The organism is Streptomyces sp. NPDC053367, from assembly GCF_044545925.1.
Lineage (GTDB): Bacteria > Actinomycetota > Actinomycetes > Streptomycetales > Streptomycetaceae > Streptomyces.
The window spans coordinates 79,929-96,749 of record NZ_JBITYN010000015.1 but is presented as its reverse complement, the minus strand read 5'-3'; the positions used below and the strand labels follow the sequence as shown (position 1 = coordinate 96,749).

8 protein-coding genes are annotated in these 16,821 nt (G+C 70.2%); 4 read left to right on the top strand and 4 right to left on the bottom strand.

Annotated features, from left to right (window positions below; translation table 11 throughout):
- Positions 1 to 87: 87 nt before the first annotated feature.
- Positions 88 to 2,265, bottom strand: a complete 2,178-nt coding sequence (locus ACIGXJ_RS34570; RefSeq protein ID WP_399654050.1) for an MMPL family transporter — start codon at positions 2,263 to 2,265, stop codon at positions 88 to 90.
- 44 nt (positions 2,266 to 2,309) lie between these two features.
- Complete coding sequence (locus tag ACIGXJ_RS34565) at positions 2,310 to 2,732, bottom strand: DUF6223 family protein (RefSeq protein WP_399654047.1); 423 nt, start codon at positions 2,730 to 2,732, stop codon at positions 2,310 to 2,312.
- Between the two features lie 227 nt (positions 2,733 to 2,959).
- On the opposite strand from ACIGXJ_RS34565, the gene ACIGXJ_RS34560 reads away from it, so the two are divergent.
- The 3 genes from ACIGXJ_RS34560 (at position 2,960) to ACIGXJ_RS34550 (ending at position 5,592) form a co-directional block, all read left to right on the top strand.
- Positions 2,960 to 4,087 carry a sensor histidine kinase gene (locus ACIGXJ_RS34560; RefSeq protein WP_399654043.1) on the top strand — a complete coding sequence of 376 codons (1,128 nt, stop codon included), beginning with the start codon at positions 2,960 to 2,962 and terminating at the stop codon, positions 4,085 to 4,087.
- On the top strand, positions 4,084 to 4,746 hold the full coding sequence (locus tag ACIGXJ_RS34555) for a response regulator (protein ID WP_399654040.1): 663 nt from the start codon (positions 4,084 to 4,086) through the stop codon (positions 4,744 to 4,746). Before ACIGXJ_RS34560 ends, ACIGXJ_RS34555 begins: the two co-directional genes overlap by 4 nt.
- A 681-nt stretch (positions 4,747 to 5,427) precedes the next feature.
- The gene (locus ACIGXJ_RS34550) at positions 5,428 to 5,592 is read left to right on the top strand and encodes a GNAT family N-acetyltransferase (RefSeq protein ID WP_399654037.1); all 165 of its coding nucleotides are present in this window, start codon (positions 5,428 to 5,430) and stop codon (positions 5,590 to 5,592) included.
- Positions 5,593 to 5,996: 404 nt separating this feature from the next.
- Here the strand turns inward: ACIGXJ_RS34550 and ACIGXJ_RS34545 are convergent, their stop codons facing one another.
- Positions 5,997 to 7,133, bottom strand: a complete 1,137-nt coding sequence (locus ACIGXJ_RS34545) for an IS701 family transposase (RefSeq protein ID WP_399654034.1) — start codon at positions 7,131 to 7,133, stop codon at positions 5,997 to 5,999.
- Positions 7,134 to 7,186: 53 nt separating this feature from the next.
- Complete coding sequence (locus ACIGXJ_RS34540; RefSeq protein WP_399654031.1) at positions 7,187 to 15,526, bottom strand: SpvB/TcaC N-terminal domain-containing protein; 8,340 nt, start codon at positions 15,524 to 15,526, stop codon at positions 7,187 to 7,189.
- Between the two features lie 714 nt (positions 15,527 to 16,240).
- Between ACIGXJ_RS34540 and ACIGXJ_RS34535 the strand changes: the two genes are divergently transcribed.
- Positions 16,241 to 16,636 (top strand): hypothetical protein, encoded by a 396-nt coding sequence (locus ACIGXJ_RS34535; protein ID WP_399654028.1) that lies wholly within the window; start codon positions 16,241 to 16,243, stop codon positions 16,634 to 16,636.
- Positions 16,637 to 16,821: the final 185 nt, after the last annotated feature.

The window sequence follows — 16,821 nt, the reverse complement described above, 5'->3', positions numbered from 1 at the left end:
CACGCGAAGCCGCGAATTGACCAACAGCGTCGGCCGCCTTGCCCGAGCAGCCGCCCGGGGGTGCCCCGACTCCGACTTGAGGAGGGGTCAGAGTGTGGCCTCTTCCGCAACCCTGGACGGTCTGGTCGGGGTCGTCGTCGGTACCCGGCGTCCGGGCATCCACCAGTTGGCCTTGCCGCAGAGTTCCATCACCGCGGGGACGAAGATCATCCGGACGATGGTGGCGTCGATGAGCACGGCCACGGCCATGCCCAGACCGCCCTGCTTGACGGCGACGTCAGGGCCCAGCAAGGAGGTGGTGAAGACCGCGATCATGATGGCGGCCGCGGCCGTGATCACCTTGGCGGTCCGCGCCAGCCCCGTCGCCACGGCCGTGCGGGTGTCGCCGGTCCGCTCGTACTCCTCACGGACCCGCGAGATCAGGAAGACCTGGTAGTCCATCGACAGGCCGAACAGAATCGGGAACATCATCATCGGCGTCCACGTCGTGACCGGCATGGCGGCGGGGAACCCGAGGGCCGTGCCGAGCCATCCCCATTGCACGACCGCCACCAGCACACCGTAGGCGGCGCCGATCGACAGCAGGTTCATCACCGCGGCCTGCAGGGCGATCGTGACCGACCGGACCAGCGCGATCAGCAGCACCATGGACATCGCGACGACGACCACGATCATCAGGGGCAGGCGGGACCCTACCTCGTCGGCAGTGTCGATGGTGCTCGCGTTCGGTCCGCCGACGAGGACCTGTTCGCCGCCGGTGGTCCGGGGCAGCACGTCGTCGCGGAGCTTGTGCACCAGGTCCGTGGTCGCCTCGTCCTGGTATCCGGTCGTGGGGAAGGCGGTGAAGGTGGCGGCCTTCCCGTCCGCACTGACCCGGGGCGGCGTGGCGTGGGCGATGCCCTCGGTTCTGCCGACCGCTTCGGCAACGGGACGCAGATCAGCGCCCTCGGAGCCGACCTCGGCGGCGAAGACCAGGGGTGCTCCGTAGCCCGGACCGAAGCCCTCGGAAAGGATCTCGTACGAGAGGTGGCTGCTCCGGTCGCGGGGCTGGACACTGGCGTCGGGCTGGCTCAACCGCATCGACAGCGTGGGGGCGGCCAGCACCAGCAGGGTCCCGCCGGCGAGGAGAGCGGCGACCAGCGGCCTGCGCTGCACCGCACCGGCCCAGCGCTCGGCGAGCGTCCGGCGCTTGTGGGACGGTGCACCGACGGACCGGCTCCGGCGGGACGCGCGGCGAGGCAGGCGCAGCGAGTCGATCCTGCGTCCGGTGAAGCCCAGGAGCGCGGGCAGCAGCGTCAGGGCGGCGACCATCGTGACGAGCACCGTGATCGACGTGGCGACGGCCAGCCCGGTCATCAGCCGCTGTCCCATGACGAACAGGCCCATCAGGGCGATCACCACGGTCGTGCCGGCGAACAGCACCGCGTGACCCGCGGTGGCGATGGCCTTGACCGTGGCGCTCTCGGGGTCGTCACCGTCTCCGAGGCCGTCCTTGTAGCGGGTCACGATGAACAGCGCGTAGTCGATGCCGACGCCGAGCCCGATCATCGCGCCGAAGGTCAGAGCGAAGTTCGGCGCGGGGACCAGGTGCCCCACCAGCTTCATCAGGGCGAGGCCGCCCACGATCGCCAGAAGGGCGGTCACGATCGGCAGGCCCATGGCCACCAGCGATCCGAAGGCAATGAACAAGATCACTGCCGCGGCCAGGAGACCCACGCTCTCGGCCGGACCCTGCGGGGGTGTCTCGGCCTTCTCGGCCATGTACCCGCCGAGCGCGAATGTGACGCTGTCGTCGGAGGCATCCTTGACCGTGGTCACCAAGGGCTTGACCTCGGCCTTGTCCACCTCCTTGGCGCTCAGCGGGATGCTCACGCGGGCGATACGACGATCCTGCGTCACCAGGCTCTTGTCCTGGTACGGGGACGTCAGCGGTCCGGTCACCGGCGACGCGGCAAGATCGGCGACGACCTTCTCGATCTTCTGCTTGGCGGCAGGATCGTCGATCCCCGTGTCGGCCTTGATCGCCAGGGTCAGCCTGTCCCCCTGCTCCTTGGGGAAGTGCTTCTCCATCAGCTGCTGCGCCTCGGCCGACTGCGAGTCTCCTCCGGAGAAGTCGTTGTCGGGGGCGGCGCCGTAGCCGAAGCCGGCGAACGCCACAGCGACCACACCGACGATCCAGGTCAGCAGGACCAGGCGGCGGCGCCGGAAACAGAAACGGCCCAGCCCCGCCAGAGCCCCGCGCGTGGGCGCGGTGTCGGTTGTCATCATCGTCTCCTGTCCCTGTCCCTGTCCGTGTCCCTGTCCCGTCCTCACTCGGAGGCGGACAAGTGGACGGTGTGGTCGGCCGGTTGTGCGGTGCGGCGGGAGCGGACCAGGGCCAGCCGGCCGAGGACCGCGGCGATCAGCCCGAGCGCCAGGGCCAGGGCGCCACCGATCACCCCGTTGCCGGTGCCGGGACCGCCGTCGGCGACAGCCAGGTTCACGACGCCGATGACCACGCTGAAGAGTCCCGCCACCAGGGCCACTCCGGCACCTCTCTTCCCCCTGCCGTCGCCGATTCGGCGGGTGGAGCGGGCCAGGGCCAGGGCGCCGATGACCACGCCGGCCAATGCCACCAGCGCGGCCCCGGTGCCCACGAGCCGCCCGGCGGTCAGCTCATAGGCGTCGGCGGCGATCGGCTGGACCGAGGCGTGCGCGGCCGACGGTGCGGCAAGCACGTGACGGACGGACATGGAGTGCTCCTTCTCCTCGTACGACTTCTGCTGCTCGATGTCGCCAGATCATGTCCGCCGGACCCAGCGCCGGTCGTCCCGCAGACGGACGCACTTCGCGCTGCCGCCGATGGCGCACACGGCTGCCACGGACGCAGCAGGAGCCCCGCGGGTACCGCGGCTGCGGTACAGGTCCGTTCCTCCGGCAGGGGGACTCGCTCGCACAGGCACCTGGTTAGGGTGCGCGCATGGGGAAACGACGGTTCGAGGTACCGGCTGCTGTCGGGGACTGGGTGATCGCCGTGGGCGTGGCGTCGCTGATGCTGGGCACCGGGTGGTCCGGGGAAGACCTGGGCACAGGCCTCCACCTTCCCGGCTACGCGCTGCTGGCGCTCGGCGGCCTGGCGCTGGCGGCGCGCCGCCGGGCTCCGGTCGTCGTACTGGCCGTCACCGGGTTGTGCGCGGTGGGGTACCAGGCGGCCGGGTTCGACGTGCTCGCGGTCCCGTACCTGGTCGCGGTGTACGGCGCGGTGCGGGCCGGACACCGCGTCCGCGCGGTGACGGCGTCCATCACCCTGCTGGTAACTCTCCAGCTCACCGCACTGGCCCTCCGCGACGGAGCCGCAGCCACGGTGTCCGTGCAGGCCCGCAGCACCCTGGAGCTCGCCTGGCTGATCGCCGCCTTCGCCGCCGGGGAGGCGCTGCGGCAGGCGGAGCAGCGGGCGGACGAAGCCGAACGCACCCGGGAAGAAACCGCACGGCGCCGCGCCGACGAGGAACGGCTGCACATCGCACGGGAGCTGCACGACTCCCTCACCCACCAGATCTCCGTCATCAAGGTGCAGTCCGAGGTCGTCGTCCATGTGGCCCGCAGACGGGGTGAGAATGTGCCGGAGGCCCTGCTGGCCATCCAGGAGGCGGCACGTGATGCGAGCCGGGAACTGCGCGCGACCTTGTCCGTGCTGCGCGACGACGACACGACCCCGCCGCCAGGGCTCGGCCACATCCCGGAGCTGGTGGAGCGGGCCGGCAGGAGCGGTCTGGAGGCGACACTGACGATCGAGGGGCAGCGGCACGACGTGCCGACGGCCGTGGGCCGGACCGCCTACCGGATCGTTCAGGAGTCGCTGACCAACGTCGTCCGGCACGCCGCGGCAAGTACGGCATCGGTTCGGATCGACTACCGGCCCGACGCCCTCTCGCTACGCATCGACGACGACGGCAAGGCCACGCCGGACACCGCCCCGGTGCCCGGCATCGGCCTGCTCGGCATGCGCGAACGCGTCACCGCCCTCGGCGGCCGGCTGCGCGCCGAACCGCGCACCAAAGGCGGCTTCACGGTCCAGGTCGAACTCCCCGTGGACCGAACGTCGTGATCCGTGTCCTGCTGGTCGACGACCAGCCGCTCATCCGCACCGGATTCCGTGCGTTCCTCGACCTCGAGGACGACATCGAAGTGGTGGCCGAGGCCGCCGACGGCGAGGAAGGCCTGGAGCTCGCCCGGCTCCACCAGCCCGACATCGCGCTCATCGACATCCAGATGCCCGTCGTCGACGGCATCGAAGCGACCCGGCGCATCGCCGCGGACCCGGCACTCGCCGGCGTACACGTCGTCATCCTCACCAACTACGGCCTGGACGAATACGTCCTCGACGCGCTGCGTGCCGGCGCCGCGGGATTCCTCGTCAAGGACATCGTCCCGGACGACTTCCTGCACGCCGTGCGCGTCGCCGCACGCGGCGACGCCCTGCTCGCCCCCTCGATCACCCGCAAGCTGATCGACAGGTACGTCTCCCAGCCGCTCAGCACCCGCGCCCAGACGGGACTGGAAGAACTGACCAGCCGCGAACGCGAAGCCGTCGCCCTGGTCGCGCGAGGCCTGTCCAACGACCAGGTCGCCGGCCGCATGGTGATCAGTCCGATGACCGCGAAGACTCACATCAACCGCGCCATGACCAAGCTCCACGCCCGTGATCGCGCCCAACTCGTGGTCCTCGCCTACGAATCCGGCCTGGTCGCCCCACGCAACTCCTGACCGCACAGGCGCAGCCGCCAGCCAGCTCCGCCGAGGGCAGTGCTGGTCAACGGTGATCGCGCTGGTCAACCCAGCACACCGTGGGACCGCGGGTTACGTCGATGTCGTCCGGCGTCCCAGGCCCCAACTGACGGTGGGCGTCGTGACGGTGGTGTGCGCCCCGGCCGAACCGGGGACTGTCGCCCAGAACGACGGCGACGTCGTGGGCATGGCCGCCGATCGGCTCGGCAGACACCACGCAGAGCGAGCCCCTCGTGGACGACGAGCGCGAGCGCGCCCGCGGTCGGACGCGTGGCCGGCCACCAGCCCCGCACACGGACCAGTCCCGGCCGGTGCCGCGGCCGGACTCCTGCTCGACTTCGTCCTCGCCCTCACCATCGGGCTGTTCGGCATGCGCCACATGGCGACATCGCGGTCAACCGCAGCCCGCGGCGGAGGGAACCGGACAAGCAAGGGTGTTGTCACCTGTCTGCACCGGATCCGACCGGCACCGACGTGCCCGCTTCAGCGACGGTCCACACCTTCCGCAACGGCCGAGGCCGGATGATCGACCACATGCTTGTACCCCCGGCCTCTTCGCCCACTACCGCGGCACAGAGACGCACGACGAGATCATCCACGACGACTCCACCGCCTTCGCCTGGGCGATTGATACGGCAACACGTGGCACAGGGGAAGGCCGTGCAGCGCGTGCCGGCCTGCATGATCGCAGAGATCGATTTGCTTGCGGCGGATTCCGATGCGCGGGGACAGGGCATCGGCATTGCCGTTCTCGACGAGGCCGAGCGGTGGCTGGAGAGCCAGGGGCGCCCCCTTGTGACGGCCACGGTCGCCGGAGGCGGGTGATGAGGTGATGCGCTGGTACCGCAGGAGGGGATACCTGGCGGCAGCGCGGCAAGAGCCGTTCCGGGCATCACGGCCAGGCCTCGACCTCCGGTGAGTCCTGGCATCCTCCCGTGCCTGGTGCGCTGTCCCCGGGGCCCGGGGCTGTGGACGAACCTGCTGGATCGCTCGGGCTGCGGAAGGTGGTCGAACCGCATTTCTGGGTCCTGCCTGCCATTCCCTGATGGCCTAATACTGCAGCCGCAGTTACGGGGGGCGGTGGCCTCGGCGGCGGTAATGGCTGAGGCGGGCGCGGTATTGATGGCGGCGGCGCCAGCGTGACCAGTGCAGGATGTGACCGGCTTCGTGCCGGATGGCGTGGGTGAATCTGCTCAGCAGGCGGCTGATCTCGTTCACGCTCAGTCGGATCAGGTCGCGGCCGTGTCCCCCTTTTCATGAGCCGTGGCCCGGACTGCAGTCAGGTGTGCGGCAGCCGCCATGGCGAGGGTGATGTGCCGGTACCAGGCCGGGTATTGGCGTACCTGGTAGTGGTCGAGGCCGGCCTCGTTCTTTGCGGCCTGGAAGCACTCCTCGATTGCCCAGCGGGCGCCGGCGGCCCGCACGATCTTCGCCAGCGCGGTGCCTGTCGGGGCGTGGGTGAGGTAGTAGGCGTGCTCGCCGTCGGCGAGGCTGCGGCGGATCAGCAGGGCGTCTTCGAAACCGTCGTCGCGCTCGCCGGGCAGCGGGACCAGAGCCCAGGCGTATTCACGCAGGCCGTGGGCGCCGTCACCGGCAGAGCGGATTTCCCAGGCATGTTCCGGCAGGATCGCCGAGATGGTACGGGCGTTCTGCCCGCGCGGCCCGCATCGATGCTTGTAGGCGATCGCGAGCACGTAGCTCAGGCGCTGCTCGGCCAGCCAGCCGCGCAGGAGGGGGTCCTGGCCGCAGACCTCGTCGCCGGTCACCCAGCGAAAGGGCAGCTTCGCGGCGAGGGCCCGCTCCAGCATCGCGCGGGCCAGGGCGGGCTTGGTACGGAAGGTGACCTCTTCGCCGATCTTCGCGTCCGTCCGGCGGCCCGGATCCTCGATCCAGGAGATGGGCAGGTACAGCTCGCGGTCGATCAACGCGCGTCCTCTGGCGGAGGCGTAGGCCAGGAACACTCCCAGCTGGCAGTTGTCGATCTTCCCCGAAGTGCCGGTGTACTGCCGCTGCACTCCGGCCGACCGGGTGCCCTTCTTGATGAACCCGGTCTCGTCCACGGCCAGCACGCCGTCCTCGGCGCCCAGATGTTCCAGCACGAAGGTGCGGACTTCGTCCCGGACCGCGTCAGCGTCCCAGTCGGCCTGGTTCAGCAGCCGCTGCATACCGTCCGGGCACAGCTCGCCGGCCTGCTCGGCCAACGTCCATCCGTTCTTGCGTTCCAACGGCGCGAGCAGCCCGCGCAGATACTCCCCTGCCCGCCGACGCGGCTCGGACCTGCGGAAATACCCACCGATCCGAGCATGCAGAGCGTCCAGACCGGCCGCCCAGCGGTGCACCTCATCAACCGTGACGTCCCCACCCATACACAGCTCAACGAGCAGCCAGACCGACCGTCACAGCAACTGCGGCTGCAGTACTAATCCACTTCGGAGTCCGAGGACATGTCCAACGCGCTGTCCAGCGGCGGACCTTGTAGTGGCTGCTTGCCCTCAAGAATGCCCCGCAGCAAGTCGAGTCCCCCTCCTTGGAGCATGGGCATGTTCTCCTGAAGCGTTCCATTGCCTGCGGCAGCTCGCCGCAGGGCTGCGCGAATCCACTTGATCGCCCCCGGGAAGCGCACGTTCTCCGCCCAAGTGGCGGCACCGAAGAGCATGGCGGCAGCACGGCGCTGATTCGGGGTGTATCCGCTGAGATCGACCGCTACTCTGTTTTCTTTCAGGGCGTCGGCGAGCTGGAGCATCTGGCCGGGCGTTAAGTATCTCTGATACACGCTGTAGGCCAGGTTGTCCCTGCCCCATCTAGCCCCTGGGTAGTTCATTTCCCTTGTGCTGACCTTTGGTTGGTCATTCGGAAAGGATCCCACGTTGACCGGCCCGAATGGGGTCTGATGAAGCCCGCGGTCGGGCGGCTGGAACCTGGCCCTTGCCCGCGTAGCAGCGGCAATCACACGTTCCCGTCCCCGCTCCGCCGGTGTAGGGTGTTGCGGCGCTGCCGCGCGTTCGGCAGGCAGCGTAACGACTGGCCGGAAGGGATTCCTCTGCCGAGTGAGGCCGTTGGGGTCGGCGAAAAGGACTGGATTATTGCCCGCGTATGTGTAGAGACCCAGGTTGGGGGGTTCATATACGCCGTCGTCGGCAGCGCCGTCCAGGTAGGTCTCGATGGCCGGGTCAGGGCTCTGCCAGACCTGGGTTTTGGGGTCGTAGTAGCGGGCGCCGTAGTAGTAGAGGCCGGTTTCGGGGTCGAGTTCCTTGCCGGAGTACTGGTAGGGGATCGGCTGGGTGGGGTGTTCGCTGACCCGGGTTTCGCCGCCGGGGAAGTACTGGAGGTGTTCGGCCAGGTCGCCTCGGCTGTCGGTGATGAATTCCGTGGAGCCCAGGTGGTCGGGGTGGGTGTAGTACTGGCGGTCCTCGACGCGGTGTTCCGGTTCGACGGTTTTGGTGAGGAGGCGGTTGTCGCCGATGTAGATGTTCTTGAAGGACTGCACGCCGTCGGTGGCGAAGAACCGGTTCGGGTAGATGTGGAACTGGGCGGCGTCCTTGATGACCCGGTTGCCCTGGTTGTCGTAGAGGTAGCGGGCCGCGTTGGGGGTTCCGCCGGCGTTGTCGCATGACTCGGGGGTCTGCGGCAGGGTGTGGCTCTGGACGTTCTCGTGGGTGCAGGCGAGGCGGTTGTTCTCGTCCCAGATCAGTTGCCGGCGGGGGCCGGGCTGCTGGTCACGGCTGATCTGGTTGCCGTTGGCGTCGTAGGTGAACGTCTGGTCGCCGATGGCGGTGGGGGCGTGGGGGTGGGTCGGGCCGTAGCTGTAGGGGTGGTGGTAGGTGAGTCTCTTGTCGGTCGTGGTGGTGCCGTCGATGGTGCGCTGGTGGTCCTGGGCCTTGCTGGTGATGTTGCCGGTGGTGTCGTAGCGCAGGTCGAGCCGGTAGGTGTCGGTGTGCGGGGTGCGGGGCTGGTAGGAGCCCTCGGCGTGGGTGAGGCGGTCCAGGTCGTCGTAGAGGAACGTCTCGCTGGTGGGGCCGCCCACCTGGGTGCCGACGTCCGGGCCGGTGGGTGGGGTGGTGTCGTTGCGGAGGGAGGTGATGTTGCCGGTGGGGTCGTAGCGGTAGGTGAGGTTCTGGAATGTGTAGCCCTGGGCCAGGCGGGCGGTGAGGTGGGTCAGGCGCCGGTTGGCCGGGTCGTAGGCGTAGGTGGTGCGGGTGCCGTTGCCGGTGTCGAGCAGGACGGGCTGCTCGAACTTGTCGTAGTCCAGGCGGGTCAGGTAGCGGTAGGTGTGGTCCGCCTTGGTGCCGGTGGCCCGGTCCGTTCGGCCGCCGCTGTCGTAGTGGTACGCGACGGTTTCGCCGTCGGGGTAGGTGAGGGCGAGCAGCCGGTTCCAGGTGTCGTAGCGGTAGCGGGTGGTGAAGTCGCGGGTCTTGTGTCCTTGGGTGGTGACGGTGCGGGTTTCCTCGGTGACCTCGCCGAGGGGGCCGTAGGCGCGGGTGAGGGTGCCGGCGCCGTCGGTCTGGGCGGTGACGCGGCCTGCTCCGTTGTGCGGGGCGCCGGGCGGACCGTAGGTGTAGTGGACGTCGTTGGCGTGGAAGCGGGGGTAGTGGATGTCGGTCAGGCGGTTGTGGTCGTAGTCGTAGTCGATCGCCTGTCCGGTGGCCGCGAGGTTGGCGGTGACCTTGCGGACGGGGTTTCCGGCGAGGTCGTAGTCGGTCCTCGTGGGGCCGGTGTCGGGGTTGTCCAGGGTGGTGCGGCGGCCGAGGCGGTCGTAGGCGGCGGTGGTGGTGTCGCCGTGGTCGTCGGTGACGGCGGTGAGCTGGCCGAGGGGGTCGTGGGTGTAGCTGGTCCAGATGACCGGCTGGCCGCCCGTGGGGTTGAAGTCCTTCACGCTGGTGGTGCGTTGGCGGACATCGGTGTAGGTGCGGCGGGGGTGGCCGTTGGCGTCGGTCGTGGTCGTCTCGAACCGGGTGCGTCCGGCGCGGTCGGGGCCGAAGCCGTAGGCCGTCTCGGTGTGGGTGGTGTCCGGCAGGTCGGTGCGGGTGACCCGGTCGAGGACGTCGTAGGTGAGGGTGGTGGGGGTGACGGTGTCGCGGGTGTCGTCGAACGTGGTGTTGGCCGGGGACTTGGGTTCGGTGACCGGGTGGTACTGGTGGGTGGGGCGGCCGAGGAAGTCGTAGTCGACGTGGCCCGAGACGGTCATCGCGTCGGCCGGGGGCGTGTCGGGCCCGGTGTGCAGGGCGGCGTCCTTCTTGGTCTGGACGGGGCGGCCCAGGCCGTCGGCGAAGGCGATGGTGTCGATGGTGTCGTCGCGGACGGTGTCGTCGGCCTGGCGGTCGATGTTGCGGGTTACGGCGTAGGGGACCGGCGCGTCGGGGTGGTAGTCGAAGGCGATGGTGACGTGGCCGGTGCCGGTTTCGTAGGGGCCGGTGACGGTGGCGGGGCGGCCGGCGGCGTCGTAGGTGGTGCGGGTGGTCTGGCCGTTGGCGTCGGTGACGGTGTCGGGCAGGCCGAACTTCAGGTCGGTGGTGGCCTCGGAGCGCAGGCCGAAGCTGTCGGTGACGGTGGCGATGTGGGTGTGGACGTCCGGGTCGTAGGTGTAGTCGAGCCGGTAACGCTGGCCGTGGCGGTTGGGCGGGTCGATGACGGTGCGCAGGTTGCCGTCGGGGAAGTAGGCGAGGTCGGTGACCGCGTCGGCCCCTTCGGTGAGTTCGGCCCGGATCTGGGTGATGTCGCCGTTGGTGCAGTCCACCGTCGCCGATCGCCGGCGCATCAGGGTGTCGTCGCCGCGGACGTCGACTGCTGTCGGGATGCCGGTGATGTGCGTCGCCCGGCAGGCGGGGTCGTCCGACGAGTAGCGCATGCGGGTGTCGACGTCGTCGGCGGAGCCGATGTCGCCTGCGTCGAACATCCGGGTGGGGTTGCCCAGTTCGTCGTATGTCGTGGTGGTGTAGGTGGTCTTGGTCGGGGTGAGGCGGCCTTCGTGGAAGCGGTTGTCGGTGCGTACCGGCTGCGGGAAGATCGTCGCGGTGGTGTCGGCGGGGTCGGCGTCGGTGCCGGGTGCGTCGATGTCGCGTAGTTCGTAGGTGTAGTCGGTTTGCAGGTAGGGGCGGCCGTCGGCGTCGACGGTGCGTTCGCGTACCGGCAGGCCGCGGGTGTAGTGGCCGTCGGTGCGGTAGTCGCGGATGACGCTGCGGTAGACCGCGTCCCCGTCGCCGGGGTTGCGGTGCTGCTCGACGATGCGCCCGTATCCGTCGAACTCGCGCTCCAGGCGGTCGAAGACGCCGTCCTGGTAGGTGTAGGTGGTCAGTTGCACGTCCTGGCCGTCGCCGGGGTGCCCGTCGTCGACGGCCACACGGGACAGGTTCCAGCGCGAGTGCGGCTGGCGGTAGGTGTTGCCGTCGCGGGTGTAGCCGAAGTCGAGGCGTCCGCCCAGCGGGCGGTCAACGCCGTGCAGCAGGTTGGTGCGGCCGGTGGTGTTCAGACGGGCGGTGAGCTGGTCGTCGCTGGTGGACTCCAGCTGGTCGACGTTGCCGTCGCCGTCGATGTCGGCGAGCATCTGCCGGGTGCGGCCGACGCCGGTGGAGGCGTTCGCGCCCGGGTTGATGATGACGCACAGCCCCGGCAGGGGGCAGATGGGGATGGTGGCGTAGGCGCCGCCGCCGAGTTGGGCGTTCTGGTCGCGGTTGATCCGCGGCAGACTGCCGTGGAACGGTACCGGAGCCTGGAATCCGTTGCCGGTGTTGACCGCGACCTTCAGGGGCGCGTCGTCATCGCCTGCGAAGAGGCGGTCGGGCAGGCCGTCGCCGGTGACGTCCTGGAGGGTGGCGGTGGCCGAGGCGCTGTTCTGCGCGTAGGAGGCGCCGCCGGCGAAGCCGTAGAAGTCCGTCTGGAAGCCGATGTTGGCGCCCCAGCTGGTGCCCTCGCCGGCGTTGAGAGCGGCCGGGTTGCGCCACAGTTCCCTGGCGCCGAACCGGTAGCCCAGGTTGAGGGCGACGTGCCCGTCGCCGTAGACCTGGTCGGGCAGGCCGTCACCGTTGATGTCCAGCAGGTCGTAGGTGGCGTCGGAGGTGTTGCCGCCGAGGTCGCCGCCCACACCCAGCGGGGGCAGCTCGTTGCCGGACTCGGCGGTGTTGGCGGTCCGGCGGCCGGTCGGCGCGGCGTCGCCGCGGCCCGTGCTCAGGGTACGCGCGGCGCTGCCGGCGCTGACGTTGCCGGTGACGTTCCAGTTGGTGCGTGCCGCGGGCTCGGGCAGGGACCCTCGCGCGCTGCCCAGGCCGCCGTCGGGGTCGGAGAACTGGATGCCGAAGGGCGAGACGACGTCCGGGAACTGATCGCCGTTCATGTCCTGGAAGTCGATCAGACCGGCACTGCCGCCGGTGGCGATGCTCCCGCCGAGGGAACCACCCCCGCCGACCGAACCGGTCAGCGACAGCTGGTTGCTGTAGGCGAGCCGGGGCACCGCCGTCCCCGCGGTCCACCGGCTGGGGTCGGGCACGCTGACCGACCCCGCGCCCAGGCGGGAACTGCTCGCACCACCGGGCGAGACCCACGAGTCCTGGCCGCTGCCCCACCGCCGGTGCCGCGGGTCGGCGGCGAAGGGAATGACCTTCGGCGGATCGACGCGCGGGTCCGCCCGGAAGGCGTCCTTGTCCGCCTGCGGGTCGACGGACCGGGGAAGCTGGTCACGATAGGAGTCGTCGATGACCAGGTCGCCCTGCTCGATCGGCCGGCCCGCACGGTCCCCGTTGCCGTTGTAACCGACCGCTGCCCACCCCCGGTACGGCTGGGGGAACGCGCCCTCCTCCATCGCGCTGTAGAACGCGCTGGTAACGGGAACCGTGACGGCGTCCTCCCCGCTGCCGGTGGTGACCGTCACCGACTGGCCGGCCAGCGCCTGGCGCAGCTGTGTGCTGAGGGTGCTGAAGTCGAAGAAGAGGTCGTCTCCCGCCCGTGCCTGCACGGTGAACGGCTCCGGCCCCGGCTCCTGGAGTTCCCCGCCGCGCACCGTGAAGAACCGCTTGGCGATCAGCTCCCCGCGGCGCTTGACCGTGAACGCGATGCGCGCGTCCGGCGCGCCGGGGAGCAAGGTGAGATCGGGGGACACGGTCACCGGCCCGTCGGCGGCGACGTGATGGAAACCCTGGGGCGCGGTGAGCCCGTTCTCGGGGTACATGTCCGCGGTGTAGGGCGGATCGATGGTGACCAGCGGGTCGCCGTCTTCGTCGGTGAGCCGGTCGACGCCCTGGGCGCTGGTGTAGGCGGCGCGTGGCTTCCAGGAGATCCGGCCGAGGTCGACGGGGGAGTCGGTGGCGATCCGCCACTGGAGGGTCTGTCCCTTCTCGACGTTGATGTCGAGATCGACGGGTGCCGTGCCCGCGGCGGTCCCGGTCAGGGTGCGCTCCAGTACCGGGCTGCCGTCACGGACGATCATCACGGTGACGTCGTCGCTGGTGGTGCCGCTCTTGGTGACGTCGCCGCTCAGGTGCATGACCCCGGTGTAGGGGGCCTTGATCTTTGAGGCGCGCCCGCCCAGGACGAAGTCGTGGGATGCCTGGTAGCGGTGGACCGGCAGCCCGTTGACGTCATTGCGGTCGGGCACGTCGAGATAGCTGATGACCGGGTCCCAGGTGACCTCGTCCAGCGCGCCGTCGGAGACGGACTGGACCCGGAAGTACAGGCGGTCCCCGCGGGTGACGGTGATCCGGCCGACCCCCGTGGGGGTGTGCTCGCCGTCGTCCCGGGCTTCGATGCGGTCGGCCCACAGTTCGGTGTCCTCGTGCTGGATCGCGACGCGTACTCCGTCGGCGTCCTGTGAGCGGGCGCGGGCGTCGGCGGTGCCGGGGGCGAGCCGGACCGCACCGTCGATGCTGATCGTGCCGGAGAACGGGGCCACCCAGCGGCGGACGGTGTCCAGCAGCGCGTTGGAGTGCGTCAGCCGCTCCCGCTGCTCGGCGAAGTCGGGGAATCCGCTCGTGTCCACGGCCCCGTCGCCGACCGGGACGGGGGTGTCCTCGCTGCGCACGCCGTACACGGGTGTCCCGTCCGTGCCGATCCGGCCGAACAGCACGCTCGATCCGTCGACCAGATCGGGAATCTGGTCGCCGTTGACCTCACTGAAGTACCGGTCGGTCACGGTGAACGTGTTGACGTCGTCGAGCTGCGCGGCGACCGCGCCCGGGTAGCCTTCGACGCCGACGGTGAACGACGCCGTGTGCTCCCGCATGAAGCCCGGCAGGTCCAGCTTCCTGGCCTCGTCGGCGAAGGCCGCCCGGCCGCCGGGACCGGACAGGTTCTTGCGGTACTTGACCGTGTTCCCGTCCCGGAACACCTTGTCCGGCAGCCCGTCGGCGTCGACGTCCACCAGCGCCAGCAGACCGTTGTCCTGGGTGTAGCCGAAGCCCAGCTTCTCGCCGACGGAGCCGGACTTGGTGGGCTCGGCGCCGATACCGACGTACAGGTGGCCGCCACCGCCCTCGCTGGTGTTCGCGTTCAGGGCGCTGGCCCGGCCGACGTGGTCCGGAGGCCGATCGAGGCCGCCCTGGCGCAGTTTGTCCGACGGCGATGTCCACGGCACCTGCTTGAACGCCCGGTAGTCGCCCTGCGCGTCACGGATGTCGTCGTAGTAGTCCAGGCGGTGCCGGCCGACCAGGGCGAGTTCGGCGTCGTACTGGTCGATCGAGCGCAGCAGCGTCTTGTCGAACGCGCCGGTGGTGTACGTGAACTCGTACCGGCGGATCAGCTCGTCGTCGAGCCGCACGTCGACACGGCGCAGCCGGTCGGCGGTGACGCGTTTGAAACCGCCCCGCGCGTCGATGCTCTTGTCGGACCGCAGCGGCTCGCCCAGCTGCCGGTCCCGGGTGAAGGTGACCGAGTAGCGGCCCTTGCTGTCGGCACTGCCGGTGTAGGTGATCTTCCGGAGGTACAGATTGCTGCCCGGTTCTGTGCCGCCCTCGACGCCCGGGTCCTCGACGCGGGCGTACCGGTAGCACATCACGTTCCCGTGGGCGTCGCGGACCTCGGTCAGAGCCCATTCGAAGACGTTGCCGGTCCTGTCGGTGAGGGTGGCGACACGCCGGGGGCCCCGACCGTCGGCTCGCGCACCGTAGAACCAGTGCGTCCCGGACTTGTCCGTGACCTCCCACCAGTAGCTCGCGGGGCCGCCGTTGCCATGGCGGACGATACGGGCGAACGACCCCTCGGTGCGGGTGTGGAAGACCTTCTCCTCTTCCCCGGTCCGCGGACGGGGCCGGCCCCGGTGCGCCAGAGGCGTCAACTGCTCCCCGTCGAGCAGGTACGTCTCCGTCTCCCGGTTCGCGTCGTAGCGCGGGACGCCCCACCGGGTCTCCACCGTGATCGCCGGGGCGGCCAGGTCCCATCCCACGCCCATCCAGCCGTCACCGCCGCCCGAGTTGTAGCCGACGCTCAGAGCAGGCTGCAGCCCCTGCCGACCCGGCGGCACCTCGATCGGGTACGAGAGCCTGTTCTCCCCTTGGTTGTCGGCCTCGGGTGGGGCGATGAGGCCGATTCCGGCGCCGGGGTCGGCGGCAGCGATTCCCCGCGTCTCATCGGCGCCGAAGGAGGCGACCGCCGGATGCGCGGGAACCGTCACCGCCTCGTCGGTCCCGTCACCGCCGGCGGCGGGCACCGGGCGACTCGCCGGAGCGGCAAGAAGCGGAGGCATCATCAGCAGGGAGACGATCAGCGCCCATGTGGCCCTGAGCAGATACCGGTTGCGGAACCAGGGCTTGCAGCCGCCCGCGGGAAGTGTGCGCATCTTCGCCACCCCTGTTCGTCATGGGGCCGATCGGAGAAGGGGTCCGTCCAGTGAGTCCGGTAGCGGGACCAGGGCGGCCGGATCGCCGACTCGCTTGTGGTACACGGCCCTTGCCGGTCGATGCGCACACAGCGGCAACGCCCGCCTCGGGCTACGGTGATGTAGTCGGTGAGGAGCAGGCGGACCATGCCCCCGAGAGGGCTCGCATCGGGTGCCGACTCCACCGCGCGGGGCGCCAACTCCACCCCGGATGCTTCACCTGCGTCACCCACGGTAGGCAACACGCCGTGAAGTGTCCGCAGTCAGCCGCAGATTCAACCCGAATGGCGCAGCGCGCCGGCGGTGAGCGCCACCGCCGGCGCAGCACCCCCAGCGGCATCCCCACGCCCGCGCACGCCCCGCTCGACCACAGGCGCCCCCGGGACCTGGACACGCCCCGCTCGAACCACAGGCGCCCCCGAGGACCTGCACCCGCACACCGCGCACGCTGGGCGTGGCTCTCGAACGGTGCGCCAAGGCCTGACCGACGGTATCCGATGAGACGGCGGCAACACGACGGGCCGGGCCGGACGGCAGACGGCCGCCGACGCCTGCGCCGCGGCAACCGCCCAGGCCGCCGTCGTGCCCGACACCGTGCTGGCCGCACCGTTCCACCCGCCTTCCGTGCTGCCGCGCGGTCCCCGGCCCAGCCGGTGGCCGGGGGAGCGTGTCCGCGTGAGCGAGATCCTCAGCTACCTGGCCGCGGCCCTGCCCGCGGACGTGTCCGCCGGGGCGAGGCTCCTCGCCCTGCAGTGCGCCCTGCGCATGAACGCGTACCTGCACGTCGAACTCCGTGCGGGCCTGCTGCGCAGCCTTCGTATCGATCCGGCGCAGGCCTGCCGCGAGTTGGAACAGGCGCGGTGGTCAAGCATGGTGAACGGTCCCGGAGCGGCCAGGGTGGCTGCGGAGCTTCGCGACGCCACGCTGCTCGCCCGTCCGGCGGCGCGCGGCCGACTGGGCGTTGCGCACCGGGTGCCCTGCCCGGATCGGTGGGGCAGAGCCGCGGCTGCGACTGTCGGGCGTCTACCTCGCGGCGCGCAGCGATCCGTCCTCAGGGGAAGGACTGAGTGAGTGCGACCGGATCATCCGTGACTGTGGCCTGCGCGATCAAGGGTTCCGCGGTGTGCTCAGCCATCTGACGGCGAACGACGTTTTGGAAGGGTGGATCTGCCCGGATTCAGGCGACGTGCACCGGACGCGGGCGCCGAGGCGATGACCGGCAACCCCTTGCCGACCGTGGGATGCGGGAACGGCCG